Consider the following 24,936-nt stretch of genomic DNA (forward strand, 5'->3'; position numbering starts at 1 on the left):
AGACACAAATGAAATTTAAAACATTCGGTACAGTAATTATTTTAGTAACTTTACCAATGACGGGGACCTTGGCTGCATCTCTAGACCGCTCAGGTCAGTCTATCTCTGCATTCTTGCAATCAGGTAATTACTTTGAAGCGGGTATTTCTATATTAGATCCAAACGTTTCAGGTAAAGTGCGTAATGAATATTCACCAAATGCAACTCCACCAAGCGTGATTGGTTTACAAAATACAAATATTAGTGACATGGGGGATGATTATTACTCCCCTAGCGCTGCGCTAAAACTACAAGTAACAGACAACTTCTCTTTTGGTCTAATTTATGACCGACCATTTGGCGCAGATGTTACTTACTCGCTCTCTGACCCAGCATCAGCTGCTGCAGGTGGCTTAGGACTATTTCACAATGGTACAGAGTCACTGGAAGTTGAAGTAAAAACCCAAAGTATTTCAATGTTGCTTGGCTACCAACCAAATGAAAATTTTAATTTTTATGCAGGTCCCGTTTACCAAACAATTGAAGGTGATGCTCAATTTCGTGGCTTAGCATTTGGTGGGAATAACAGCTTTGGTGGATATAATCTCAACATTAAAGAAACTGACGGTGTTGGCTGGTTGGTTGGTATTGCATATCAAATTCCAGAAATTGCATTAAAAGCATCTGTTACTTATCGCTCTGAAATTGATCATGAAATGACAATTAATGAGAGCTCTATTGCAACATTAGGGCAAAATATTGGCACTTTTATTAATATGAATAATGGCTTGGAGCAAACAAAAATTACTACGCCTCAATCCGTTAATCTAGATTTTCAAACAGGTATCATGGCGAATACAGTTGTATTTGCAAATGCGCGCTGGGTGAACTGGAAAGATTTCACAATCCGCCCTTATGCGTTCGGTGTAGCTTCAGAAATCGCAGGGCCCTCAGTTGGCAAACCAAATGGATTTGATCTAGCTGCCTATAGTGATGACCAATGGTCAGCAAATATTGGTATAGGCCGTAAATTAAATGACCAATGGACAGGAAATATTTCTGTAGGTTGGGATTCTGGGGCAGGTAACCTTGTGACTGCATTAGGGCCGACAGAAGGATATTGGAATCTTGGCTTAGGTGCTCAATTCAGCCCAACACCACAAACGTTCATTTCAGGTGGGGTAAAATATTTCTGGTTAGGTGATGCCAACTTACAAACTAGTGCGCAATTTAATACACCAAATTATGTTGCGGAGTTTAAAGATAATCATGCCATCGCATATGGATTAAAAATGGGCTATAAGTTCTAATGATTGATATTAAAAAAACATTTAGATGACCTGAACCCAAAAGTTAGTTGGCTTGATTTAACGGCTTTTTGGACTGAGTTCTGTAACGTACGGGGCTCAGTCTATTAAATTTATTCTTTGTTCTTTCACGGTTTTGTCCTGTTTATTAATTGCTTTAATTCTTGGCCTTAGAAATCTTTAGATTTATGTATTTAAAACTCTCCAATCCTACTTATATCTTATCAGTGAAAGCTCGTGGGTCACTTGTGTATTGTTTAGTATTATCAGCACAACTTAATGAAAATAATGGAATTAAATATATTGCAGTATATGGAATAAGGCACTAAAGCATATTAGAACCGACGTCCTGTAAAATTTTTAAGAAACTATTTAAAAATAACCAAATCAATCATAAGTCACAAACCCATTAAGGCGATAAATTTCTTAATATAAGATCAAAAAACAGCCTTAGTACATTCGTATTGATGATTAATTCTCTATTGCAAAATAATGGATATAAATAAGTTGATCACTAGGAAAATCGCTTTGACTGCTTTAGAAACTCAATTATTTCTTTTACAATAAACAAAACCACATCGTTTTTGCATCATTTCGTGTAATAATTTTTTGCCTCCCTATTTCATAATAAATTACTGATTAAAAAATAATTAATTAATTAAATTATATAAATCAGCTCAGAAAAATCTATAGATTTTGCAAAACTAGAAACTGTAGTTTTCTCATAATCATAGCGACTGAAGTGCTCTGTAGCAGCACTTAGGATTTGATCTCTTACCTCATGATCTTCTGGTCCTCGCGTCGGGAGAAGATAACTACTCTTTTCCCGATTCATATTTTTATTTGACCTTTTTTGAAAATGAAAGTTTAACTCGACCTATTTATTATTGACAAATAGTGACCATATTATAATATAGTCACCATTAATAATTATTCAAAACATTGGATAAATATATTGTCTAAAACTCTCGTTGTCTTACCAATATGAGCTAATGCTTTGCAATTCACGGATAGAAAAGTACAGGTACAAACTGATTCAGTCCTTACTGCTGTAGCAGTTTATAAAGCGAGAATTATTATGCGGGAACAATCAGTACGCCAGCCGTTAAATACACATGATTTAAATCATGCGATCTTAAACGGACCAATTCCCCAAGTAATGCTAAAACTGGGGTTACCAACCATAGCTGTTTTGCTTGTACAAACTCTGATTGGATTACTAGAAACATATTTTGTTAGCTCTCTAGGAACGGATGTAATAGCTGGCGTAGCCGTAGTGTTTCCAATTCTTATGCTCATGCAAATGCTAGCGAATGGTGGATTTGGTGGAGGACTAGCTTCAGCAATTGCTCGGGCTTCTGGAGCAGGTCGATCAGAAGATGCCCAATCCCTTGTCTGGCATGGTGTAATTCTTGCTGGCATTTTGGGAGGAGTTTTTAGTATTGTTATGTTCACCTCAGCCCAGATGATATATCACTTAATGGGCGTTACTGGCTTAGCTTTAGATGCAGCCCTAAAATATTCCAATATTATTTTTATAGGTTCCCCCCTTATATGGGCTGTAGCCCTACTCTCAGCCGCATTACGTGGTGCAGGTGATACAAAAACTCCGGCCCGCATAACACTTCTAGGTGGAGTACTACTTTTACCCCTATCACCCATTTTCATTTTTGGTTGGGGATTCATTCCCTCATTGGGTGTAGCTGGAGCTGGGCTCGCTGTCTTAAGTTATTATATTTTTGCCATCATATGCTTAATTAGGCACATGCGAACAACGCATAGCATTATCAAATTATCGATCAAGCCTATCAATTTTCAGTTCTTCAAAGATATTCTTGGTATTGGTTCACTGTCTGCTATTGGAATAATTCAACTCAATTTAACTGTTGTCATCGTAACAACCTTAGTTGGTCAATTTGGTTCTGATGCAATCGCGGGGTACGGTATTGCTTCCCGACTAGACTACGTGCAAGTTCCGCTTATGTTCGGTATCGGCTCAGCAATCATGACCATGGTAGGTATTAATTATGGAGCTGGGCAATTTCAAAGAGCACGTCGTATCACATGGATCGGGGTTTTTATTACATTTCTTATTACTGGCTCAATAGGACTTTTCTTTAGTATTTTCCCTTCCATTTGGCTTGGTTTTTTCAGTCATGATCCATCTGTCCTTCAGACTGGAACAAATTACTTGCAGCATGTTGCGCCTTTTTACGGAGCAATAGGTATAGGTATGGCACTTTATTTTGCAGGCCAAGGTTCAAAACGATTATTAGGCCCTATCTTAGCTGGTACCATCAGAATGATTATTGCAGCTGTCCTCGGAAGTATCGCTGTTCTATATTTTGATGCAAGTTTATCAACTTTCTTTTAAGTTATTGGCCTGAGTGCTTTGATATTTGGTTTGGTGTCCTGCTTGGCAAATTTTATCCATAGATAAAATTGCATTGAGTTCAAAAAATTGCTCAATTTTCTTAAAGATTTTGCACAAATCTTCTAGAACTACACTCACCTCTTTTGTACCGTTCTAAGGGCAAAACTTAAAATTTATGGGTGGATTGTTATGGGTAACTGGGTGGATATTTCAAAAGATACCAATACAGGTATTGAAACAATCCGTGCCCATTTTACTGGTCATGCTTATGATCCCCACTGGCATTCGAGCTATTTAATTGGTGTAACTGAATCCGGCATTCAACAATTTCACTGTCGTAAAAAGCAAATCAATAGTCATGCGGGACAAGTCTTTATGCTTGAACCAGAAGAAATCCATGATGGACATGCTCCTGCGTCTGATGGCTTTACCTACCAAATGCTCTACCTACATCCAGACTGGTTGAAACAACGTATCCAAGGTTTATTTCATAATAGCCCTGATCACTACGAGTTAGTGATTGATGCACCATTAAAGTCAGATGAACAGCTCGCTATTATTACTTCTCAAGCATTCCAGCATCTGCACTATAAAGAAATGAATATTGTCAAAGATAATAGTCTAGACCTACTTATTCATCATATCGCACAAGGGAAATGGTTAAAAAAAGCTCACCAATCATCTTCTACTCACACACCTCGAATCGCACACCAAATCCGAGATATTTTGCATGATCATCTATTTGAAGATATAGGGCTTGAAGACATCGCTCGCATGATAGGCTTAGACCGATACCATATTCACCGCATTTTTAAAGCAACTTTTCACTTAGCACCTCATCAATATCTCATTCAACTCAGACTTACACGAGCGCGTGATTTACTCGCCAGAAGCATATCTCCCGCACAAGTTGCTTCAGATTTATGCTTTGCTGACCAAAGTCATTTAAGTCGCTGGTTTAAGCGCTGCTATGGATTAACACCTGCTGCCTATAGAAAAATCTGCACAAATCTTCAAGATTAAAAATCTTAATTATTTCATCTTATCTCTCCCTATTAACTCAAGTAGACAAGATGGAAAACCTCACTGCATTTTCATTATTTGCTATTGTTGCCTCAATTACTCCCGGTCCAACTAATTTTATAATTTTAAATTTAAGTAGCCGTTATAAAATTTCTAAAACGTTTCCTGTCATTTTAGGTTCTTGCATCGGGGCTGCCCTACTTGTGCTCATTGTTGGCATTGGACTGGGTTCAACCCTTCTGGCTTACCCAATTATTCAAAAAATAATGACACTCATTGGTTTAATCTGGCTAACCTCGTTGGCTTGGAAATTATATAACTACAATCCTATTATTCATTTCCAACAAGACAAAGAAAAAGGTCCGATTGGTTTCATTACTGGCTTTTTTATGCAAGCAATTAATCCTAAAACATGGATGATGGCTTTTGCAGTGATTAGTGTCTACACAAAACAAGGGCAAGATATCTGGATGAATGTCTCAATTTTATCCTTCATTTTTTTCGTTATAGCTATTCCTTGCCTTTACATATGGGCCTTAGCAGGCAGGCTAAGCAATCGATTATTTTCACAAACAAAGCATATGAACATTTTTAATAAAATGATGGCGCTAACACTACTCATCTCTGTATGGTTACCAACCCTATCTACTTTTTAATGCATAAATTAGGTCATATAAATTTTTATTAATAATTTTCTATATTAAAAAATACTTATTCTTATAATTTCATAAAATAAATTTTTACTGAATATTCATTTAATGACCTAATATTTTTTATTTTGAGAAACATGCTCCCTAAAACACATGTTACTTTTTGTTATTTATGTAAAAATCAACTTAACAGCAAAACCAAATAAGCCATTGTTAAATATAATTTTATATTAAATATTATTCTGTAAATTTTGCCTATTTTTTGAACAAATGTAGGCAATTTCTCACAACTATGTAAGCCAAAACCTACATCATAAGCAATTGTTTTTCCTATAATTAATTTCAGTACATATAAGCACTCTTTACTATTAAATAGAAAGCTGAATATTAATGAAGAGATCTGGAGAATCGGTAACATTATCTTTATTAATATAAAAACTCCTAATAATAGAAAAAGAATCTCAAAAATTAATATGTACTATCTTTCCTCTGGAAACAGAGGAAAGATAACTTTTTAGTCATCAGATAGGATATAGAAAATGTTTATTGCAAAAAATATATTTGTATATTTACTATCAATGTTAGCTTTATGCTTACTGATTATTTTCTTTAACTACCTAGGAATGAATGAAACAACCAACCTTCTGCTCTCTTCTGCACTTTTTGGAATATTTATTACTTGGTATTTCAAAGGTAGCGGCCTATGTCTTGCCTTATTTAGCTTTTTTTACTGGGCAATGTTTGTTATCAGCCAAAGTTTAGAAGTGATATGGATGCTCGCAAGTTCAATTATTGTCTATCTTGTTATGACTAAAATCATTCCTAAACTCAAGACCCTCCATATTTGTGATAGTCAAACAGCTAGAAAGGGTTCACCCCACGCTTAACCATTCCTACTTTCTTAACCGTATTCATCTTGGTTTGATCAGCAATCAATAATTCATTTAAGAAAATTTTTAAATTCTGCTCATCAAGACGAATGGGATTAAAACTAGTTTCTCCCATACTTAAAAAGAAAGATTCAATATTTGTATTACGCTGTACATATTTCATCGACCAACGCTGAAAAGAATTCTTCTCAATGGAATATGTACATAGCCATTTAACATTGTAATGTCTTTGATCATTTTTAATCTTTTCAAATAATCTTTCTACTAACTCTTGTTCACCTTCTAGGCATTGAAAGAAAGCATTATCAGCATAATAGAGCACACCACAAATTTGATTCAAATCATTGAAATTTCGAGCTTCTGTCAAGATATCACGTAAATCTTGCAGTAAGTCTTCATTTTTTTCGTTTCGTTGGCTGGCATAACACAGTCGAACGTTCATTAACAATTCCGTGAAATATAAAATTTCTTTATCTAAAGATTCTTCAATCTAACATATATCTATTCCTGATAATTTATATTTCTTCCCTATGCTAAGCATTAAACAAATGACTAATTTAAGAGATAAGAGATAAGAGATAAGAGATAAGAGATAAGAGATAAGAGATAAGAGATAAGAGATAAGAGATAAGAGATAAGAGATAAGAGATAAGAGATAAGAGATATTATTAGACTTACATACTGGATAGAAATAAAAAGCCCTCTATAAGAGAGAGGGCTTTTATAGCATTTAAAAGAACAATAGAATTTCTTTTAAATGACTAAAATAAAAAAAAGCACTAAAAAGTGCTTTTTTTCTTACTGAAATATTATTGTGGAATAATATTTACAGCATTTGGGCCTTTTTGCCCTTGAGTAACAGTAAACGTTACACGTTGACCTTCGTGCAAAGTTTTGAAACCTGAACCAGAAATTTCTTTGAAGTGAGCAAACACATCTGGACCATTATCTTGTTGAATGAAACCGAAACCTTTAGTTTCGTTAAACCATTTTACTGTACCACTTACTGTATTAGACATGATATATCCTACTGATTTCTAATATTTTAGTATCATTTAATAATGACACTAACATAACTTTGAAAAAAGAATAACAAATTGAGTTAAGATCTTAAAAAACGAAGGATTATGACTAAAACTACGATACTTTAAAGAAGATTTACTAACAAGACTTTTTTCTAGTTAAGAGCATGATACATGAAATAAATTTCTATTCAAGCTTTTTATGAAAAAAAATTTATAAATTATAATAAAAATTAGAAAAACAATAACTTAATAAAGCAACTAAAAATTTAGTATATTCCCTACTTAACCAACACCTTACGTCTGATTAGATAAAATATCGAGGAACAGAAAGATAACTACTTATAACTTATCAAGTGGCAGATGAAAATATGAACGAATACTTGAAATAATTTGAGCTTTAAAAATTCAGGCAATAAAAAAACTCCTAAAAAGGAGCTTCATTTTTAAATCATTGGCAGAGGATCAAGGACTCGAACCTTGACGAACGGTTTTGGAGACCGTCATGCTACCATTACACCAATCCTCTATGTTTATGATTAAATAACTAATGATTTAATCATAAAAAAAGCAAGAACATCGTCTTGCTTCTTTTAATGGTGGGGGCGAAGAGACTCGAACTCTTACACCTTGCGGCGCTGGAACCTAAATCCAGTGCGTCTACCAATTTCGCCACGCCCCCATCTGGGACATTTATTTAAAATAAATGTGGCAGAGGATCAAGGACTCGAACCTTGACGAACGGTTTTGGAGACCGTCATGCTACCATTACACCAATCCTCTTCCAAGATCTAGATGACTTAACATCCAAATCAACTTTAAGATTTAACTTAAAGTGGTGGGGGCGAAGAGACTCGAACTCTTACACCTTGCGGCGCTGGAACCTAAATCCAGTGCGTCTACCAATTTCGCCACGCCCCCGATGGCTGTGTATATTAGCGATAAGATCTAACAGTGACAAGTGTTTTTTTTCTAAAAAAAACTGACCGTGTAAATTGTATACAGATACTAGATCAATGATTTTTATCAGATTGAAACTGCTTTTAAACAATTGAGCGCTTCAAACGCGTTTGCAAACCTATTTTTTTGTTGTTTTTGCAATAAACCTGAAAGTAATGGATAAAAATTCATAAACTGTGTTGGTAATTGAATGGTTAAATTTTGGCAATGCAATACTGCCCAATCATAGTAATTCCCTGCTTCTAATCGAGTTTGGGCTAACCATTCATACAAAACAATTCCAAGTGCATATAAATCGCTTTGTACACTCTTGCCATGACCTTGATAGAGTTCAGGTGCCATATAACGTGGTGTTGCATCCATCACTGAATCTGAACTCGTCAAAAGTCGGGCTTTCTCAAAATCAATCAAGTAAGGTTTTTGCTGAAACTTTCGAAAGTGTTCTCTTTTAATATCTCCATGAATCCAACCTAATCTATGAAGTTCCGAGAGCTTATCTAGCGCGAACCAAATCGTATGGTACACATCTGTTAAATGAGTTTCATGAGGCAATGAACCAAACCACAAATCAGTATCAGGTAAAATTAAAACCTGACCTAAAGAATGGTTTAATTGAGGAAGTGCAGTAACTTCGATTAATTTATAGGGTAAAAGCCACGCAGGGTTCTTGTGATTAATTTCTTCGTAAAACAATTGTTCATGTATGAAGTCTTGCTCACTTTGAACATGCGTTTCAGACAAGTGATATTTTAACCAGTAATTTCTAGCATCTATAGAACATGTCCATAGATGCCGTCCTAAAGCTGAACTTCTGGGCTTTGTAACATATGTTAAGTTTTCTATATGAGAAGCAAAATCATGCTTCAGCATAGTACGACTCTGGCTGTTGTTGCTTTTCTTCAAAACGCAAAACTTCTAAGCAATGCTGAATCGTCTTGCCAATACGAGCATGGGTCTCAATCGAAGAAATTTTTGGCCAAGTCGCGCGTTCCCCTTCTCGTTGCAAACGTTTAAACAAATGTGGACGCGGGTTTTGCAAAGTATAGGTATAGTGACTCAAGCCATATTTAGCAATAATATTAACATCACCATAATAACGCTGCCCCATTACGCCATATCCATGATCGAGTAATCTCCTAATCGGAGATATAGAACCAAGTCTTTGACGGGTAAAATCCATAAGTCCCATCGACAGTACTTTACCTTGACGTCTTAAAATACGTTCTGGCCAGCTTAAAACATCCTTACGAAAACGGTCAGCATCATTTTGCATAAAGGGCACAATATGCGGGTTAACCTGACTGGCGATGGTGTAGTTCAAATTATATAGACGCGCCATTCTTTCTTGCGGAAAATCATTTCTTACACTGCCATCAACCCATTTTGTATTTGCCATATAAGGTGTATGTTCACCGTCATAACGTTTACTAGTTAAACGCACTGGTGGAAATAACACAGGTACAGCACATGAAGCCAATACAGCACTCCATACCAAAACGTTAGGGGTCATAATGGCATTCATAATTCGCGGGTTTTCTGTTGCATCATAGGGCGCAACCGCAACATTAATATTTAAACCAGATTTTTTGAAAGCTTCCTCAAAAGTAAGATCACCTAAGTTTTCAACAAGGAATTTTTTCAAATAGTGCACATCGGCAATTCCACCATTTCCTTTAATGAGTTCACGAAGTTTTCTAAAATGAAAAGCATCACTAAAGAATTGTTCTCCATTTAATAAATTTTGAACATCTTCACTGGCAGAAGTTCCAAGCATACCTGTCATAATTGCCCCTGCACTTGAGCCAGACAACACTTTAGGCATTAAATCCTGTTCAATTAAAGCTTTACACACCCCTGTGTGAAAAAGACCTAAAGTCGCTCCACCCGAGAACATAAGAGCCGGTTGTCCATATGCTTTTTCACAATTTTCAAAAAACTCAATTTTTTCTTTGCGTTGGAAAGTAATACATTCACTTGAAGCTATATAGGCCAAGCTTTGGCTAACTTCTTCAATATAGTCTTCAATTAGTTTTTTTGTGCCCACATGAGTTGCAGCAAAAAGCATAGGGTGACCAATATTTGCAATATCGTAGGTTAGGCCTTCTTTGAGTAGATAAATGAGGTCTAGCGTTCGATGTTGCTGGCGGTATCTTTTCAGTAAGGTATATCGATAAGAAATGAGCTCTGCATCGAAATAAGGTGAACTATTATCGAATTTCCACTCTTGCACCCCTGTTTCTTCATCTAGTTTTAATGCAAAAGACTTCCACTCTTCATAAGATTCAGCCATGTCTAATTGACGTTGTAATTTTTTGATACGGTAAGCCTGATGCGGATTCATATCACTTCGTATTTTTTCAAACATATTTCGTCCTCATCTTCACAGATGATTTTACTGAATAGACATGACCACACTATGCGCGGTCTGAAGATTTCAATCAATTGCAAAACCGATAAACTGTATAGCAACAACTTTTTTGTCAGCCTGTTAATTTCGGTGTTAGTATCCTAGTAAATTACTGTTTAACATGATTGACTTACCATGGCTACCATTGATTTACCAGACAATTTAGTTCAGACATTATCACTTGTATTAAATCAGTTACAGCAGGTCTTACCTGAACCTAAACAAGAGACAGATTTTACTGCACCTGCTTTTAGATGGGAAAATCAGCAACTTAAAGCCATCTATACTCCAAAGAATATTTATTTAGATGACTTAAAAGGCATTGAACGCCAAAAAGAAAAAATCATTCAAAATACTTTGCAATTTTTAAATGGCTTGCCAGCAAATGATGTTCTTCTAACTGGCTCACGTGGTACAGGTAAATCATCTATTGTTCGTGCTTTATTGACTGAATATGCCCCTCAAGGGTTACGTTTAATTGAAATTGAACGTGATGACTTGGCAGATTTACCTAAAATTCAAAAACTCATTAAAAATCGACCTGAAAAATACATCGTATATTGCGATGACTTGGCTTTTAATGCTGAAGATGAAAACTATCGTAGTTTAAAAAGCGTATTGGACGGCTCATTACAATCTGGTGCGAGTAATTTTATTATTTATGCGACCAGTAACCGTCGCCATTTGTTACCCGAATTCATGCATGAAAATACACCTGTAACCAAGGTCGATGTTCCTCAATATACTGAACTACACCCTCAAGAAGCGATTGAAGAAAAGATCTCTTTGTCAGATCGTTTTGGTTTGTGGTTATCTTTTTATCCAATGGATCAGAATTTATATTTAGAAATCGTAGAACATTATATTCAAAAGGCAAATATGTCTTTTAATGATGAAGTTCGTGCCGAGAGTTTACGATGGTGCCAAATGCGTGGTCAGCGCTCTGGCCGTGCTGCTTACCAGTTCTCAAAGCATTGGATTGGTTTAAATGGGTTAAAACAGTTGTCTAATAATTAAATGACGAATGTCCCGCAAAGCCTTGGCTTTGGCCTGAAAACCGCTTAGATTTGGCAGTTGTTTTTCATAACCTAAAACAAAGATAGTCCTATCCTTATTTAGGTTTATATATGAAAAAACAATTCCCAAAAATTTCCATAGGCAGCAAAGTCCTTGGTAAAAGCTTATTGCTCGCGCAAGGTGCCTTGGATCAAGCAGAAAAATACTCAACGCTTCCTTTTACTCAGTCTCATATCATCCGCCCACGAGTTGAGGAAAAATATTATAGCTGGACACATTACGGTATCTTTTTTCCCCTTTTACCCGAACCGCATCGTTATCTAAACATTATGATTTTATTAGGCACGCCCGGTGCGCTAGCCTTTGATCATGATGACATCATTAATGAAGACCCCAGAAAAACAGCCACATTCTTTTCAAGTACTGCCGCGGTTGAGCAAGCTTTGCTTAAGGCGTATATCATTCCCAAAGAGACGAAAATTAATAAAGATGGGAGCTTAATAGGACTAGGCAAAGAAATTTCAATTCAAGGAAAGTTCCCGCAAGTTCATATCCATGGACATTATGATGGGCTTGATTTCGACTTTGATATTGATGTTACAACACATGCTTCATGGTTTATAAAAACACCAATTTATGATCATTTTAGTTTATTGGCAAAGTTTAAAGGCTTTTTAAGTTATCAAGCAGAACGCATTGAAAGTGAAGGACTCTGTACGTATGAATATGCACGAGCGGCTGGCCCACATAGTTTCATCAACAAACTTCTTCCTGACGCTTATAAACTGCCGCTTGATTTTTTTACTTATCAAATTATTAATTTAAACGAGACCACTCAACTTCTTCTTACTAAAGCAGATATTGCGGGACAGACGGTAGCTTATACCCTGCATATTAGATATCTTGATCAGCCAGCTGAAATTTATACAGATGTTAGCTTTGACGTTATTTCTCATCAAGTCGATGACTACATCTCACCGACTGGAGAAAAAATGCGACTTCCGAAATACTTTTCGTGGATTGCTCGAAATGAGAATAAACAAATTATTTTGAATATTCAGGCAGAAATTGACTGCCCATTCCGCTATGGTCATGGGCGTGGTTATGCTAGTGGCTATAAATTTACTGGTAATTACTTCGGCAATGAAGTTCAAGGCCGTGGTTATATCGAATACATTGATATCGAAAACCAAGAAGCTTTTAAATAGGAATACTTTTACTCAGGAATAGTGAGTTCCGTCATTGGCCAACGTGGTGTCGTGGTTACAGCCAAACCATCATGTTGTCCTGCTTTTAACCGTTGATAACCCGCAAAAGCAATCATTGCCCCATTATCAGTACATAAGGCAGGTTCAGCATAGTAAACTTGTGCCTTAATTTTACCCAATGAAGTTTCCAACTGTTCACGTAATCGTAAATTTGCGCTTACGCCACCTGCGATAACTAAACGTTTCAGTCCAGTTTGCTTTAGAGCTTTTACTGATTTTTTTACCAAGGTATCTACAATTGCTTCTTGGAATGAAGCTGCAATATCCGCGTCTCGGTTTTCACCATTCAATTTTTTCAATTGCACAGAAACTGCTGTTTTTAAACCACTAAAAGAAAAATCTAAACCTTGGTGAAGCATTGGTCGCGGAAATTCAAATGCTGACGGATTACCACTTAAAGCTAATTTTGCAATATTGGGACCACCGGGGTATGGCAAGCTCATCATTTTTGCAACTTTATCAAAAGCTTCTCCAGCTGCATCATCAATAGACTCACCTAAAAGCTCATATTGACCAATGCCGTGAGCTGCCATTAATTGTGTATGTCCACCTGAAACTAATAAAGCCACAAATGGAAATTCGGGTGGCTGACTTGAAAGTAGAGGTGCCAACATGTGCCCCTCCATATGGTGAACACCAATTGCAGGTTTATTTAAAGAAAAAGCTAAAGTTCTTCCAAATAAAGCCCCTGTCATTAAGGCTCCCATTAAGCCAGGACCACGCGTATAAGCAACTGCATCAATCTCTTGTTTTTTTATTCCGCTTTGCTCAAGCAATTGATTCATTAAAGGAATTAATTTACGAACATGGTCACGAGAAGCAAGTTCAGGTACTACCCCACCATATTCGGCATGAAGTTTAATCTGGCTATAAAGAACCTGTCCCCGCAAGCCGAGTTCGCTATCATAAAGTGCCAACCCTGTTTCATCACAAGAAGTTTCCAAGCCTAAAACAATCATCAAAACTGCCTTTTATATGAGTCAAAATATTGCAATCGCTATTATAGACTTGTGATATGAGTTGTAAATGAGTAAAATACTGACCTTCACTTGTGATCCGGCACAATAGTGTGCTTGATCTTATCCATAATCTAGAGGATTTTACATGCCACAAGTTAAGTTGAAAGAAGGCGAACCAGTTGACGTAGCTATCCGTCGTTTCAAACGTTCATGCGAAAAAGCTGGTGTTTTAGCTGACGTTCGTAAACGCGAATTCTACGAAAAACCAACTCAAGAACGTAAGCGTAAAAAAGCTGCTGCAGTTAAACGCTACCAAAAGAAATTGGCTCGCGAATCTGTACGTACTACTCGCCTTTACTAATTAATTTGTGATTGACTGCTGAATTATGACTACTTTAAAAAACCAAATTACTGATGCATTAAAAACTTCTATGCGTGCCAAAGATATGGCAACAGTGACGGTTTTGCGTAGTCTACAAGCAGCAATTAAGCAAATCGAAGTCGATGAGCGCATAGAGCTTGGCGACGCTCAGGTTCTTGCGGTCATTGAAAAGCAAATTAAACAACGTAAAGAATCGATCAAAGCCTTTGAAGGTGCTGGTCGTGATGATTTAGCTAGTAAAGAACAAGCCGAAGCTGAGATTTTATCTCAGTTTCTACCAGAAGCTATGACTGAGGAAGAGCTTGATTCTCTCATTGAGCAAACGATTTCTGCTCAAGAAGCAACTAGCATGAAAGATATGGGTAAGGTGATGAATTCTCTACGTCCGATCATAGCCGGGCGTGCCGATCCTTCTATCGTTTCAGCAAAAATTAAAGCTAAATTAGCTTAATTTCCTCTCTTAAATTTTATATTCCTTCAAACCAAAATTCCTTTTAGTTTGTGCATATTTGCATATCTGAAAATTTTAAAAGATATATTTTTAGATTTTCATTCGTCGCTCATCTTGCATTTGTTTTAATCTACTGTCTATTCTAGCCGACATTGCTTGATTGTCTTTTGCTAATCGTTGAGCATGCAACATCGATTTAATTGCATTCTCTTCACTCCCCGACCAATATTCAGCTTCTGCTCGATAGCGCAAAACATTAACTGCTCTCAACTTTCCTGCCTTGTCCAAATTCGCAGCTTGCTGTAAAAATTGCCAACCTTGTATATCTCTTGGGTTTTTATTAATAAATCGTTGAACAAGAGTTTGAACTTGTGCAAATTTTCCTTGACGTAATAGCACTTCAGCCAATTTATAGCTAAAAGCTCTATTTTCAGGCATAGTCATTTGTGTAGAAGCAATTGAGGAATAGGCTTGGTCAAGCTTGTTTTGCCCTAGATAAATATCTGTCTGCAATAGCGCAACAAGAGGTTTTCCGCTAGATTTGGCTTGATCCAAGGTGGACTGTGCCTGTGCATAATCACCTTGTTTTACGTAAAAAGCCGCCAAAGCAATAAGACCAGCAATATTTTTTTGAGAGGCCAAACTCTGTAGTTGATTTTCAGTAGCCTGATTTGAAACCACCATTGTGTACCATTTTAAAATTTCAAAATCGGCATCATATATACGATTTTTAACTTTAGGCATCTGGTTCGCACGAAGTCGAGCTTCACTCATACGCTCAGTCGTCAATGGATGAGTCAACCAGAAATCTGGTAAAAAACTTACCCGACTCGTCGCACGGTGCATTGTTTCAAAATAGTCTGCCATACTTTGAGGGTTATAACCCGCTGCATACATATATTGCATGCCAATACGGTCTGCTTCACGCTCCTGATTTCGACTATATGTTAACTGGCTATCCATTAGTGCAGCTTGTGTTCCCAACATCACTGCTGCCCCAGCATCTCCACCGCCCTGTGCAGCGATTGCCACACCTGCCAAAAGCCCAGCCAAACTTAATAAAGTTTGCCCCTTAAAGGCTTCCTCTGAACGACTAAAATGTCTTTGAGATACGTGTGCAATTTCATGCGCCATAACCCCAGCAATTTCATCAATATTGCGAGCTGAAGCAATAAGGCCAGTATTAAGCGCGAATAAGCCACCCGGAACAGCAAATGCATTGATTTGTGGATCTTTAATTACAACTAGACCAATAGGCTGACCAAGTTGAGTCTCACTCAAAATACTTGAAAATACTTGGAAAAATTGATCTTCGAGCCAAATATCTTGGAGAACTGGCATTTGCTTATGAACTTCACGGAATACTTTTTCACCAATAAATTTTTCTTTTTGTTGATCAAGCAAGCCTATCCCACTTCCAATATTTGGAATTTCCACCTGATTCGCAGATGACCAAGGGTCGAAAGACTGTGCATACGCAGCATTTGCTATAAAAGTCGCACTTAAAATAACTGGCAAAAATCTCAAAAATTTTTCTCTATTAAAATTAAACCATAAAAAAAGTCTACTGATGTGAACCATAAAAATGATGTTCAATCAATAGACTTTTACTATATCACTGGAAATCGACTAGTTTTGCAATGAAGTGTTATTCATCACTTATATAAAGTTTGGGTTTACCAGATATCTAGGTGTTTTATCCTCTAAAGCCTCAACCAGATTTTTATAGGCAAGATTTGCCATTTTTTTACGGGTTTCAGCAGTAGCTGAACCCACATGAGGTAAAGTGACTACGTTCGGCAATTTAAAAAGTGCTGAATCTTGTAAAGGTTCTTTTTCATACACATCTAAACCAGCAGCAAAGATCTGATTTTGCTGCAAAGCCTCAATCAAAGCTTGCTCATCAACTACCGAACCGCGCGCAATATTAATAAAAATAGCGTGTTTTTGCATAAGCTCAAATTGAGCTTTGCCCATTAAAGCTTTCGATTCGTTATTTAAATCAACTGCGGTTACTACAAAATCAGACTGTTGTAGTAATTGATCCAAACCAAGATATTGTGCGTTTAATGGCTCAGCTAATTCAGGCTTTTCACGACGATTATGGTAAACAATATTCATGTTAAATCCATAAAAACCACGTCGAGCAATTGCAGCCCCAATATTGCCAAGTCCAATAATTCCTAGTGTTTTTCCAAAAACATCTAAACCGAATTGCTGAGGCCCTACAGTTCTTTTCCATTCACCTTGCTTTGTCCAATGATCAAGAAAAGGAACTTTTCTAGCAGCGCTTAGTAATAATGTAAAAGCAAGATCAGCTGTTGTTTCTGTTAAAACATGAGGCGTATTTGATAACCAGATTTTTCTTTGATTTAAATAAGCCAGATCATAATTGTCATAGCCCACCGTTACAGATGAAATAATTTTTAGTTTTTGGGCTGGCGCAAGGTTATTTTCATTGAGTAACCGTCCTGCACCAATCATCCCGTCAGCATCTACAACGTGTTGTCGTATTTGTTCATTAATATCACCCAGTTTTGGGTTAAGAACTACAACATGATAATTCTGTTGTAATCGAGACAAAATTTCTTCATCAATTTGGCTAAATACTACAACTTTTTTCATGTAAATCCCTACTACTCGTTGTTATCTTGCATTAATTTCCATAACCTTTTTTTAAGGAGTGGTTTCTCCAGCATTTCTTTTAAACTTGCTAAATAAATAATATTCGCATGTTGAATATAAGAACAGTCACCAAGACACAATATCTTTTTCTCTGCTGCGAGAGCATCTAAAAAACCTTGTATATATGAACCAGCGCCCCGTTGATCTTGATAAGTCGCTAAAGGAAAAGGCCATTTTAATTCAGCATACTGCCCTATTTTTGCTTTTTGTATGTTACTCCAAAGCTGTTTTTCTTCTTCGCTTAAATTCGTAACATCTAAAAAAATAACACATTTTTCAAGAGAAAAAGCCTGCAACTCAAATGATGCAATCTTAATTACAGGTGCTTGCACTTCATTGTGAGGTGCTATAACGGGCTGAACATCTATTGAGACTGGCGCCACAATTTCAGGTTCAACTTTTGGAATATCGTTGATTTGTGGCTTTGTAGGCTGCTCAAGAACGACTGGTTCTACAGAAGGCAATATAATCGGTTCAGGTTCTTCAACAACATGATCTCGCCAAAGGCTTTGAGCATTATTTTTTTGGCACACCTGTGTCTTAGGAATCCATAAATCAATTCCTAAAGTTGCCAGTATATTTCTTTGCTGCCCAATCATGTTTGAATCAATACCTCTACTCAATCTACATTCTAACGGGCTTCAGTTTTTTTTTCAGTTTTTTATTTCGTTCAGCTGTTTTTATAATCGTAGATGTCTTTTAAATAATCATAACACTATTTCTTTTTTGCATTTGCTCAACAATTTCTTCTGTCTCAAAGCCGAAACGCCAATAAAGTAATTCAAGTACATCCAACTCATCTTGAGTAATAATGCGATCGCTCCACAAGCACATTTCCGCAATCGCTAAAATACTCAGACGGTCACGTAACAATAAACCCGCAATATCATTTAAAATTTCAGCAAGATCTAAAGGCTCATCCGAAATTTCATCATAAATATTCATTTCATCAGGATTGAGCAAAGAACGTAAAATACGATCACGGACTTCTAACTGATTTGGGCTGTTAATTTGTTGAACATGAAGTAAAGCATCAACCAAGCGAACAATTTGGGGTTTTACTTCTTCAAATGCAGTTGGTAAATGCAGCGGCATCAAATTCAGTTCATATTTAACCCGCTCTAACAAAAGCGCATCCAGCAACCCAATCTCGCCATCTTCTTGAATAATGAGTGCTAGTTTTGTGAGAAATTGCCGCGCAATGCTTGCCGGCATATGTCCAATGTTTTTACAGGCATCATGAAATATCTGAATATGAATACGACCATCCAGATTTAATAAGGCATCAATAATGGCATGGCTAACTGGCGCATCTTTAGGGATGAATTCTCGATATTGACGAATCATCAAAATAGCCACCATTACTTCACGTGACCCTGTAGCTGTTTGTAGCGCACGCTGAATTAACTCAGGACGCTTTTTATTGCGACGCACATCACTACTAAGAGGCTTGATGGCATCATTTAGTGCAAAACTAATAGGCGACAACCTTAGTAAAGGTAGGGGCTGTGGAGATGACCATGGAATATAAATCTCTTTTTCAGATTCTTCTAAAAAATGAAATAAGCTAAGTAACGGACGGTTACGTAGTTTTTTCAAATTTTCTAATTGTAAATCTTGAAGCAAAGTCGGGTTTAATTCATAAATGCGTTCACGAATACTCGGATGAATATTCATCCAGCTTTGAGGGCTAAGTGAGTTTGCAAAACACATATGTGCGATTGATTCTGAATAAGCACTATGAATTTGAGAACCCGAATGGTGAACATAAATACGCAATAAAGTCTGAGTATTCGAACTATTTTTTAATAATCGTACTGTTTTTTGGTCATTACGAAATGTGCGACCACTCAGAGTTAAGTATTTAATAAATCGAGTGATCAATACCCCAAGGCTACCCGCTAACCAAATTACACCACCCACCGCAACAAAGACGGTTTCAAACTTATGCTTATAACCTGGGCTATAGCGTTTAAACCCCTGTTTCGCTAATTTACTACCCCACTGACTAAAGGTTGTTAAACCACTATATAAAATCTTTAATTTAGTGTTTTCAACAGCTTCACCCGATAAAATCTGATTAAACTCATGGCCCAACAAGCCATATAGTTCAAGTTTATCCAGATTCTGCAAGGCTCCCCATGTCAGAATAATCACAATATCTTTAGGGTGAAAACCTGCTGTGAGTGCATTGACCCCGACCTCATCAGGTAAAACATACAAGGTTGGAACTTTTAGTGAGAAATTCTGCGCCAAATTTTCTGTAATTTTTAATGCTGCAAGTTCTTCTGGGGTACTTTCTTCTTTCACCAAACGACGTGCTTTAAGTTGTTTCGCTAAAGAATGCCCACCTTTACGCAGGATATAAAGTTCGGTAACTACAGACCAAACCATAATAAAAAGTAATAGTGCGACAAAATAAGGACTTAAAGTGTGCCACCAAATTGGCTGACTATAATCAAAAAAATGAACGAGCAAACCTAAAATTAAATTTAAAATAAAAATAGTAAGCAGCACAGCAACCAAACACATAGTGATGGACCATGCCATATTCTTATTTTCGATTAGATAGTGGCTTACTTCTTTCAATGTAAATAATCCCAATTACATTGTTAGGTTTCATCATAAAAGAAAAAAGCGGGAAACACCCGCTTTTTTCAGCTATTCCTATTCTTCTTTAATGCCTGTTAAATCTACAGAAGCAGCATCAACATTCACATCAATGTAACCATCTTTTTTCTTTTTAGCAGAATCATTACGCTTCTGCTCCAAATTATTTAGATAAGCACCATCAATATCACCTGTTACATAAATTCCATCAAATACAGAGCAATCAAACTCAGTTAGATCAGGCACTTTGCTGGTACGTACAGCATTTTTCAAGTCTTCCAATTCTTGGAAAACCAAACGATCTGCACCAATAATTTCTTGGATCTCTTCTACGCTGCGTTCTGAAGCAATTAGCTCAGTTTTAGCAGGCATATCAATACCGTAAACGTTTGGATACATAACCTGAGGTGCAGCTGATGCAAAGTATACTTTTTTTGCACCAGAATCACGGGCCATCTGGATGATTTCGTTACAGGTTGTACCACGAACAATTGAGTCATCAACCAATAAAACGTTCTTGCCTTTAAATTCCAACTCAACAGGGTTTAATTTCTGACGTACAGATTTTTTACGCTGTTGCTGACCTGGCATAATGAAGGTACGACCGATATAACGGTTTTTCATAAAACCTTCACGGAACTTAACACCTAGAATATTTGCAAGTTCTAATGCTGAAGTACGGCTCGTATCTGGAATTGGAATAACCACATCAATATCATGGTCCTCACCCCAGTCACGTAAAATTTTATGAGCAAGCTTTTCACCCATTTTTAAACGGGCTTTATAAACTGAAATTCCGTCAATGATGGCATCAGGGCGTGCAAAATAAACATATTCAAAAATACATGGACGGTATTTTGGATTAGCTGCACATTGTCTTGTGAACAACTCACCATCAGCAGTGATAAAAATTGCTTCACCAGGTTCAATGTCACGCTCAATTTTAAAACCAAGCGCTGTAATAGCAACTGATTCAGAAGCGATGATGTATTCCATCTCACCTTGTTCAGTCATACGTGAACCATAAATGAGTGGGCGGATACCGTTTGGATCGCGGAAACCAACCAAACCATGACCGGTAATCATCGCCACTACGCCATATGCACCTAGACAGCGCTCGTGTACACGAGTAACTGTATGGAAAATATCATCTGGTGTAGGGTTTAAAGTACCGTTCTTCTGCAACTCATGCGCGAATACGTTCAAAAGAACTTCTGAGTCAGAATCAGTATTCATATGACGTAAATCTGTTTTAAACAGGTCATCATGAATATCTTCGGCATTGGTTAAATTACCATTATGTGCAAGCGTAATACCGTAAGGTGAGTTCACATAAAATGGTTGTGCTTCAGCACTGCTAGCAGAACCAGCAGTTGGGTAACGTACATGGCCAATACCATAATTACCAAGTAATGCTCTCATATGACGAGTATGAAAAACATCACGCACCATACCGTTATCCTTACGAAGGAAAAGACGGCCTTCATGGCAGGTTACTATTCCAGCTGCATCTTGCCCACGATGTTGCAACATCGTTAAAGCATCAAACAACATTTGGTTCACTGGCGATTTACCGGCTATACCAACAACTCCACACATAGCAACCTCGCAGACAAGCTAGGAATTAATAAAAAGGATTCTTTGTCGAATGGTCGGATCGGTTTTCTAAATCTTCCGATTCGTCCATTGTTTTTGAAGGGGTGCTTGATGCACTACCTCCAGATGTTATTTGATGAAATGCCTCACTCGCTGCATCTTTAGACAACTCAGTCGCTAAAGGTGCATAAGGCAGTAAAAATTGTATAAGTATGGACTGTTTCCAGTTTGGTGAACTTTCAACCCAAGGCCCTACGCCCTGCATTGTAATCAACACAACTAACAAGCCTTTTAAGGAACCAAAAGCACCACCTGCTAAACGATTTAATGGCCCCAATTTTAGACTTTTCAAGAGGCCATTTAAAAATGCAGTGACGATCCATGTTAAAACAATGATCATAAGTGCTATAAATGCGAAAGCTGCAATTTTTTGAACAACCGGATCATGACTTAAACCCGACATGGACGGCGCAAGGAGGACAGCATATTTTGCACCCATAATTAATGCAATGATCCATCCTACCAAGTTCGCAAAGGCTTTGATAAATCCTTGTCGCAAACCGTTTAGCCCCCCAATGAGCAAAAGTATCAGAATAATGATATCAATTGTGTTCATATTCACTTAAGTCATGGCTGCAACACATTGTTTCACTAATATAGGACCGGTATAAATCAATCCGCTATAGATCTGTACTAGTGTTGCTCCAGCTTGCTGTTTGGCTGCTGCTTGTTCACCCGACAAAATTCCACCCACGCCAATTAACGGGATTTGTCCTTTTAACGTTTGGGCAAATAAACGTAAGCATTCGGTACTTTTTTCAAAAACAGGCGCACCTGATAAGCCACCCGACTCATTACCATAAGGAAGATTTTCTACACCCTCTCTAGATAAAGTCGTATTGGTAACGATTAAACCATCAATTTTAAATTGCAATAATTGCGCTGCAATAAACTCAACATCTTCTGCTGTTAAATCAGGCGCAACTTTTAAAACTAAAGGAACATAATGGTTATATTGCTCGGCAAGCTCAAGTTGTCTTTCTTTTAAGGTTTGCAATAATTCAGTTAATGCATCACCACTTTGTAAACTTCTTAAGTTCTTAGTATTTGGAGATGAGATATTAACGGTAATATAAGAAGCGTAGTTATAAACTTTCTCAAGGCAAATCAGGTAATCATCAACAGCCTTTTCTACAGGCGTATCTGCATTCTTACCAATATTGATACCTAGAATTCCTTTAAATTTTGAAGCTTTAACATTCTCAACAAGTTTATCAACACCATCATTATTAAAACCCATGCGGTTAATAATGGCTTTCGCTTCAGGAATACGGAACAATCGTGGTTGTGGATTACCCGACTGAGGACGAGGTGTAATTGTTCCAATTTCAATAAAACCGAAACCCAGTCCGGCTAAAGAATCAATATGTGCACCATTCTTATCAAGCCCAGCCGCTAAACCTACCGGATTTGGAAATTCAATTCCCATACAGGTTGTCGGTTTTGATTCTACGCTCTGGCGCAGCAGGCCGAACTTATGCGCTTTATCAAGCATAGATAATGTTAATTCATGGGCACGCTCTGGTGCTAAACTAAACAACATCGGGCGAGCAAGTGAATATAACATACCAATCACAGTCTACTGATTTTAGGTAGGCATATTATAGGCACAGGTAGCACAAAACACCATGCTTAAGAACACCATATTTTAATATGTTATTGAACCGTCGCTGTTAATTTAATCTGTCCATCACTTGAAACCATTTCCATTTTTTCAATACTTAAGCCCATTTGCGCAAGTTGGGTTAAAAAGTTCGCTAAAATTGCATAATTCTGATGAGTAACAATAATTTGTAACTGCTCACCATTTTGTTGAGAAGTGACCGTTAAGCCTTGTTGCTGAGCTACTCGTTGTATTTTTTCCGATTGGCCTAATTCGAGTTCATTCGCTGGTTTCATGGTAACTGCATTACTCTGCATCCATACCATCAAATCTTTTAAATCATTTAACCGTTTTTGCTGTTGTTCTGCCAAGGAATGCATTTTCCAAAGTGAAGCACCCACAATGACAACCACAACAAAAATTGTAGTAAAGACCACCATAACCCGCTCACGCACAGTCAAACGGTCTAAATATTGAGTGACTTGTTCAATCCACTGATCAAAGCGGTTTTGCAATTGAGTTATCATTTTCATTATTGTATTTTCACCACCCCAATTGCCCCACTACCATCGGCTTGAACATTACCTAGCTCCGCTTTGAATCCCTGCTGGTTAAGTTGCTGTGTTAAAGCTTGCAAATCATCTGCTGACTTTGCTTTTAATGCCATGGTCAGTGTTGAAGCATCATAAGCTAACTGCTGAGCTAAAATTTGTCTTTGCATTAAAATAGGACCAACACGGCTCAATAAAGAAAGTGCTTGTGTATCACCTTGCTTACTCATGCGTAAATGACTTTCAAACTGGCTTTTTATATTTTGCTCATTTACCCGACTAGAAGGGCCAAACCAATATTTATATTGCTCGACCGTCTGTTCGGCGGTTTGATTAGCCACATTTCTTAACTTTATCCAACGCAAAAAATCATAACTAAACTGAACCACTATAATTGCTAAAACAATAGCGGCACACGCTTTCCAATAACCAGAAACAGTATGCTCTTGTCCTTTAGCTTTAGGCAGAACATTAAAAGGATGCTGTTTGGGTTTATCTAAACCCTGAAATTGATAAATAAATTCAGAATGATGTTCTGCATCCGAGGCTGCCACCAAGCTTTCGAGTTGCTCTGTTGTCAAACCACTATATTGATAATGAGTTTCGACTGATTGAAACTCTAAAAATAATGCTAAATCATCTAGCGAATTACCCACCCATTTACTTTCACGCACAAGTAATTTCTGGTCAATATTACACAAAACCACTTGCTGCTCTTGAGGTTCAGGTAAAATCAGAAAGTCTGGCAATAAAGCAACGAGTTTAATAGGCAGCAAAGCCATTGCATGCTGCCATGTTTCAACTGTTGTTTTTGCCACTCCCAATACGGTTAATTGATCAGCATGAAAATGATGCACTACTTTCATATGATCAATAGGCAAAGTTACAAATTCTTCAAGCAAATATTTAACACCATCTGCCCCTAGTTGCTTGTAATGAGACTTTGCCATCTGCTGCTGGAGTACCTGAGCATGGCGACTAGGGAAAAAGATGACAGCTTCTTTTCCTTGATGTAATTGCAGGTCTTGTATTAATTGATCAAGACTTGCTGCCTGCAACCAGTTTTCTCCGTTAGACCAATGCCATATTCCATTGGTTTCAGGCATCCATAAATACAGCATAATGGGCTAAATGACCTTTTT

Annotated in this window: 22 protein-coding genes, 4 tRNA genes and 1 pseudogene; 9 read left to right on the forward strand and 18 right to left on the reverse strand. The window is 37.2% G+C overall.

The window, feature by feature from the left end:
- The first annotated feature begins 8 nt into the window (after nt 1-8).
- The 5 genes and pseudogenes from ACPF64_RS16540 to ACPF64_RS16560 all read left to right on the forward strand — a co-directional run bounded on the left by ACPF64_RS16540 (nt 9) and on the right by ACPF64_RS16560 (nt 6,220).
- On the forward strand, nt 9-1,289 hold the full coding sequence (locus tag ACPF64_RS16540) for an OmpP1/FadL family transporter (RefSeq protein WP_426454617.1): 1,281 nt from the start codon (nt 9-11) through the stop codon (nt 1,287-1,289).
- Between the two features lie 1,075 nt (nt 1,290-2,364).
- A pseudogene (locus ACPF64_RS16545) lies at nt 2,365-3,726 on the forward strand (MATE family efflux transporter).
- Nucleotides 3,727-3,849: 123 nt separating this feature from the next.
- Nucleotides 3,850-4,683, forward strand: a complete 834-nt coding sequence (locus ACPF64_RS16550) for an AraC family transcriptional regulator (RefSeq protein WP_013197262.1) — start codon at nt 3,850-3,852, stop codon at nt 4,681-4,683.
- Nucleotides 4,684-4,733: 50 nt separating this feature from the next.
- A complete protein-coding gene (locus ACPF64_RS16555; RefSeq protein WP_426454620.1) occupies nt 4,734-5,339 on the forward strand; it encodes a LysE family translocator in 606 nt (201 codons plus the stop codon).
- A 533-nt stretch (nt 5,340-5,872) separates the two neighbouring features.
- Complete coding sequence (locus ACPF64_RS16560; RefSeq protein WP_045430280.1) at nt 5,873-6,220, forward strand: hypothetical protein; 348 nt, start codon at nt 5,873-5,875, stop codon at nt 6,218-6,220.
- Here ACPF64_RS16560 and ACPF64_RS16565 read toward each other — a convergent pair.
- From ACPF64_RS16565 to ACPF64_RS16600, 8 genes are all read right to left on the reverse strand, one after another.
- Entirely contained in the window at nt 6,195-6,665 is a 471-nt protein-coding gene (locus ACPF64_RS16565; protein WP_045430269.1) for an AnBLUF65 family BLUF photoreceptors, read from the reverse strand. The genes ACPF64_RS16560 and ACPF64_RS16565 overlap by 26 nt on opposite strands.
- Nucleotides 6,666-7,032: 367 nt before the next feature.
- Nucleotides 7,033-7,242, reverse strand: a complete 210-nt coding sequence (locus ACPF64_RS16570) for a cold-shock protein (protein ID WP_003650775.1) — start codon at nt 7,240-7,242, stop codon at nt 7,033-7,035.
- A 458-nt stretch (nt 7,243-7,700) separates the two neighbouring features.
- Nucleotides 7,701-7,774 (reverse strand) — tRNA-Trp (locus ACPF64_RS16575).
- Between the two features lie 68 nt (nt 7,775-7,842).
- Nucleotides 7,843-7,927: transfer RNA gene (locus tag ACPF64_RS16580), tRNA-Leu, on the reverse strand.
- A gap of 27 nt (nt 7,928-7,954) precedes the next feature.
- A tRNA-Trp gene (locus tag ACPF64_RS16585) sits at nt 7,955-8,028 on the reverse strand.
- Nucleotides 8,029-8,081: 53 nt separating this feature from the next.
- Nucleotides 8,082-8,166, reverse strand: a tRNA-Leu gene (locus ACPF64_RS16590).
- A 105-nt stretch (nt 8,167-8,271) separates the two neighbouring features.
- Entirely contained in the window at nt 8,272-9,075 is an 804-nt protein-coding gene (locus tag ACPF64_RS16595; protein ID WP_426454623.1) for a protein kinase domain-containing protein, read from the reverse strand.
- Nucleotides 9,062-10,570 carry a DUF3336 domain-containing protein gene (locus ACPF64_RS16600; protein ID WP_005306944.1) on the reverse strand — a complete coding sequence of 503 codons (1,509 nt, stop codon included), beginning with the start codon at nt 10,568-10,570 and terminating at the stop codon, nt 9,062-9,064. The genes ACPF64_RS16595 and ACPF64_RS16600 overlap by 14 nt, the downstream gene beginning before the upstream one ends.
- Nucleotides 10,571-10,747: 177 nt before the next feature.
- On the opposite strand from ACPF64_RS16600, the gene ACPF64_RS16605 reads away from it, so the two are divergent.
- Together ACPF64_RS16605 and ACPF64_RS16610 are read left to right on the forward strand one after the other, a co-directional pair.
- Nucleotides 10,748-11,629 (forward strand): ATP-binding protein, encoded by an 882-nt coding sequence (locus ACPF64_RS16605; RefSeq protein ID WP_426454626.1) that lies wholly within the window; start codon nt 10,748-10,750, stop codon nt 11,627-11,629.
- Between the two features lie 110 nt (nt 11,630-11,739).
- The gene (locus tag ACPF64_RS16610) at nt 11,740-12,837 is read left to right on the forward strand and encodes a DUF6670 family protein (protein ID WP_426454628.1); all 1,098 of its coding nucleotides are present in this window, start codon (nt 11,740-11,742) and stop codon (nt 12,835-12,837) included.
- A gap of 8 nt (nt 12,838-12,845) precedes the next feature.
- On the opposite strand, the gene tsaD is transcribed toward ACPF64_RS16610, so the two are convergent.
- Entirely contained in the window at nt 12,846-13,856 is a 1,011-nt protein-coding gene (gene tsaD / locus ACPF64_RS16615; protein ID WP_003650765.1) for a tRNA (adenosine(37)-N6)-threonylcarbamoyltransferase complex transferase subunit TsaD, read from the reverse strand.
- 145 nt (nt 13,857-14,001) lie between these two features.
- Between tsaD and rpsU the strand changes: the two genes are divergently transcribed.
- On the forward strand, nt 14,002-14,217 hold the full coding sequence (rpsU, locus tag ACPF64_RS16620) for a 30S ribosomal protein S21 (protein ID WP_001136722.1): 216 nt from the start codon (nt 14,002-14,004) through the stop codon (nt 14,215-14,217).
- A 25-nt stretch (nt 14,218-14,242) separates the two neighbouring features.
- Nucleotides 14,243-14,689: a GatB/YqeY domain-containing protein gene (locus ACPF64_RS16625; RefSeq protein WP_003650763.1), complete on the forward strand. Its 447-nt coding sequence runs from the start codon at nt 14,243-14,245 to the stop codon at nt 14,687-14,689.
- Between the two features lie 90 nt (nt 14,690-14,779).
- Here the strand turns inward: ACPF64_RS16625 and ACPF64_RS16630 are convergent, their stop codons facing one another.
- From ACPF64_RS16630 to gspL, 9 genes are all read right to left on the reverse strand, one after another.
- Entirely contained in the window at nt 14,780-16,207 is a 1,428-nt protein-coding gene (locus tag ACPF64_RS16630; RefSeq protein WP_426456167.1) for a M48 family metalloprotease, read from the reverse strand.
- 141 nt (nt 16,208-16,348) lie between these two features.
- A complete protein-coding gene (locus ACPF64_RS16635) occupies nt 16,349-17,314 on the reverse strand; it encodes a 2-hydroxyacid dehydrogenase (RefSeq protein WP_003650760.1) in 966 nt (321 codons plus the stop codon).
- Between the two features lie 11 nt (nt 17,315-17,325).
- On the reverse strand, nt 17,326-17,973 hold the full coding sequence (locus ACPF64_RS16640) for a hypothetical protein (RefSeq protein WP_426454631.1): 648 nt from the start codon (nt 17,971-17,973) through the stop codon (nt 17,326-17,328).
- A 100-nt stretch (nt 17,974-18,073) separates the two neighbouring features.
- Nucleotides 18,074-19,963 carry a M48 family metalloprotease gene (locus ACPF64_RS16645; protein WP_426454633.1) on the reverse strand — a complete coding sequence of 630 codons (1,890 nt, stop codon included), beginning with the start codon at nt 19,961-19,963 and terminating at the stop codon, nt 18,074-18,076.
- Nucleotides 19,964-20,041: 78 nt separating this feature from the next.
- A complete protein-coding gene (gene purF / locus ACPF64_RS16650; protein WP_003650754.1) occupies nt 20,042-21,583 on the reverse strand; it encodes an amidophosphoribosyltransferase in 1,542 nt (513 codons plus the stop codon).
- 25 nt (nt 21,584-21,608) lie between these two features.
- Entirely contained in the window at nt 21,609-22,196 is a 588-nt protein-coding gene (locus ACPF64_RS16655; RefSeq protein ID WP_198079786.1) for a CvpA family protein, read from the reverse strand.
- A 6-nt stretch (nt 22,197-22,202) separates the two neighbouring features.
- On the reverse strand, nt 22,203-23,207 hold the full coding sequence (locus ACPF64_RS16660) for a quinone-dependent dihydroorotate dehydrogenase (RefSeq protein ID WP_017391991.1): 1,005 nt from the start codon (nt 23,205-23,207) through the stop codon (nt 22,203-22,205).
- Between the two features lie 89 nt (nt 23,208-23,296).
- Nucleotides 23,297-23,776, reverse strand: coding sequence for a type II secretion system protein GspM (gspM, locus tag ACPF64_RS16665; RefSeq protein WP_426454637.1), 480 nt, complete (start codon nt 23,774-23,776; stop codon nt 23,297-23,299).
- The gene (gene gspL / locus ACPF64_RS16670; RefSeq protein WP_426454639.1) at nt 23,776-24,915 is read right to left on the reverse strand and encodes a type II secretion system protein GspL; all 1,140 of its coding nucleotides are present in this window, start codon (nt 24,913-24,915) and stop codon (nt 23,776-23,778) included. The genes gspM and gspL overlap by 1 nt, the downstream gene beginning before the upstream one ends.
- Between the last annotated feature and the right edge of the window lie 21 nt (nt 24,916-24,936).

The organism is Acinetobacter sp. KB005, from assembly GCF_049949095.1.
In the GTDB taxonomy this organism is placed as follows: domain Bacteria; phylum Pseudomonadota; class Gammaproteobacteria; order Pseudomonadales; family Moraxellaceae; genus Acinetobacter; species Acinetobacter calcoaceticus.

Coding starts and splice junctions, on each gene's coding strand:
- ACPF64_RS16550 (WP_013197262.1), top strand. CDS start 3,850: ATGGGTAACTGGGTGGATATTTCAAAAGATACCAATACAGGTATTGAA.
- ACPF64_RS16610 (WP_426454628.1), top strand. CDS start 11,740: ATGAAAAAACAATTCCCAAAAATTTCCATAGGCAGCAAAGTCCTTGGT.
- gspL (WP_426454639.1), bottom strand. CDS start 24,915: ATGCTGTATTTATGGATGCCTGAAACCAATGGAATATGGCATTGGTCT.
- ACPF64_RS16625 (WP_003650763.1), top strand. CDS start 14,243: ATGACTACTTTAAAAAACCAAATTACTGATGCATTAAAAACTTCTATG.
- ACPF64_RS16605 (WP_426454626.1), top strand. CDS start 10,748: ATGGCTACCATTGATTTACCAGACAATTTAGTTCAGACATTATCACTT.
- ACPF64_RS16555 (WP_426454620.1), top strand. CDS start 4,734: ATGGAAAACCTCACTGCATTTTCATTATTTGCTATTGTTGCCTCAATT.
- ACPF64_RS16635 (WP_003650760.1), bottom strand. CDS start 17,314: ATGAAAAAAGTTGTAGTATTTAGCCAAATTGATGAAGAAATTTTGTCT.
- ACPF64_RS16660 (WP_017391991.1), bottom strand. CDS start 23,207: ATGTTATATTCACTTGCTCGCCCGATGTTGTTTAGTTTAGCACCAGAG.
- ACPF64_RS16595 (WP_426454623.1), bottom strand. CDS start 9,075: ATGCTGAAGCATGATTTTGCTTCTCATATAGAAAACTTAACATATGTT.
- rpsU (WP_001136722.1), top strand. CDS start 14,002: ATGCCACAAGTTAAGTTGAAAGAAGGCGAACCAGTTGACGTAGCTATC.
- purF (WP_003650754.1), bottom strand. CDS start 21,583: ATGTGTGGAGTTGTTGGTATAGCCGGTAAATCGCCAGTGAACCAAATG.
- gspM (WP_426454637.1), bottom strand. CDS start 23,776: ATGAAAATGATAACTCAATTGCAAAACCGCTTTGATCAGTGGATTGAA.
- ACPF64_RS16640 (WP_426454631.1), bottom strand. CDS start 17,973: ATGATTGGGCAGCAAAGAAATATACTGGCAACTTTAGGAATTGATTTA.
- ACPF64_RS16600 (WP_005306944.1), bottom strand. CDS start 10,570: ATGTTTGAAAAAATACGAAGTGATATGAATCCGCATCAGGCTTACCGT.
- ACPF64_RS16570 (WP_003650775.1), bottom strand. CDS start 7,242: ATGTCTAATACAGTAAGTGGTACAGTAAAATGGTTTAACGAAACTAAA.
- ACPF64_RS16655 (WP_198079786.1), bottom strand. CDS start 22,196: ATGAACACAATTGATATCATTATTCTGATACTTTTGCTCATTGGGGGG.
- ACPF64_RS16565 (WP_045430269.1), bottom strand. CDS start 6,665: ATGAACGTTCGACTGTGTTATGCCAGCCAACGAAACGAAAAAAATGAA.
- ACPF64_RS16560 (WP_045430280.1), top strand. CDS start 5,873: ATGTTTATTGCAAAAAATATATTTGTATATTTACTATCAATGTTAGCT.
- tsaD (WP_003650765.1), bottom strand. CDS start 13,856: ATGATTGTTTTAGGCTTGGAAACTTCTTGTGATGAAACAGGGTTGGCA.
- ACPF64_RS16540 (WP_426454617.1), top strand. CDS start 9: ATGAAATTTAAAACATTCGGTACAGTAATTATTTTAGTAACTTTACCA.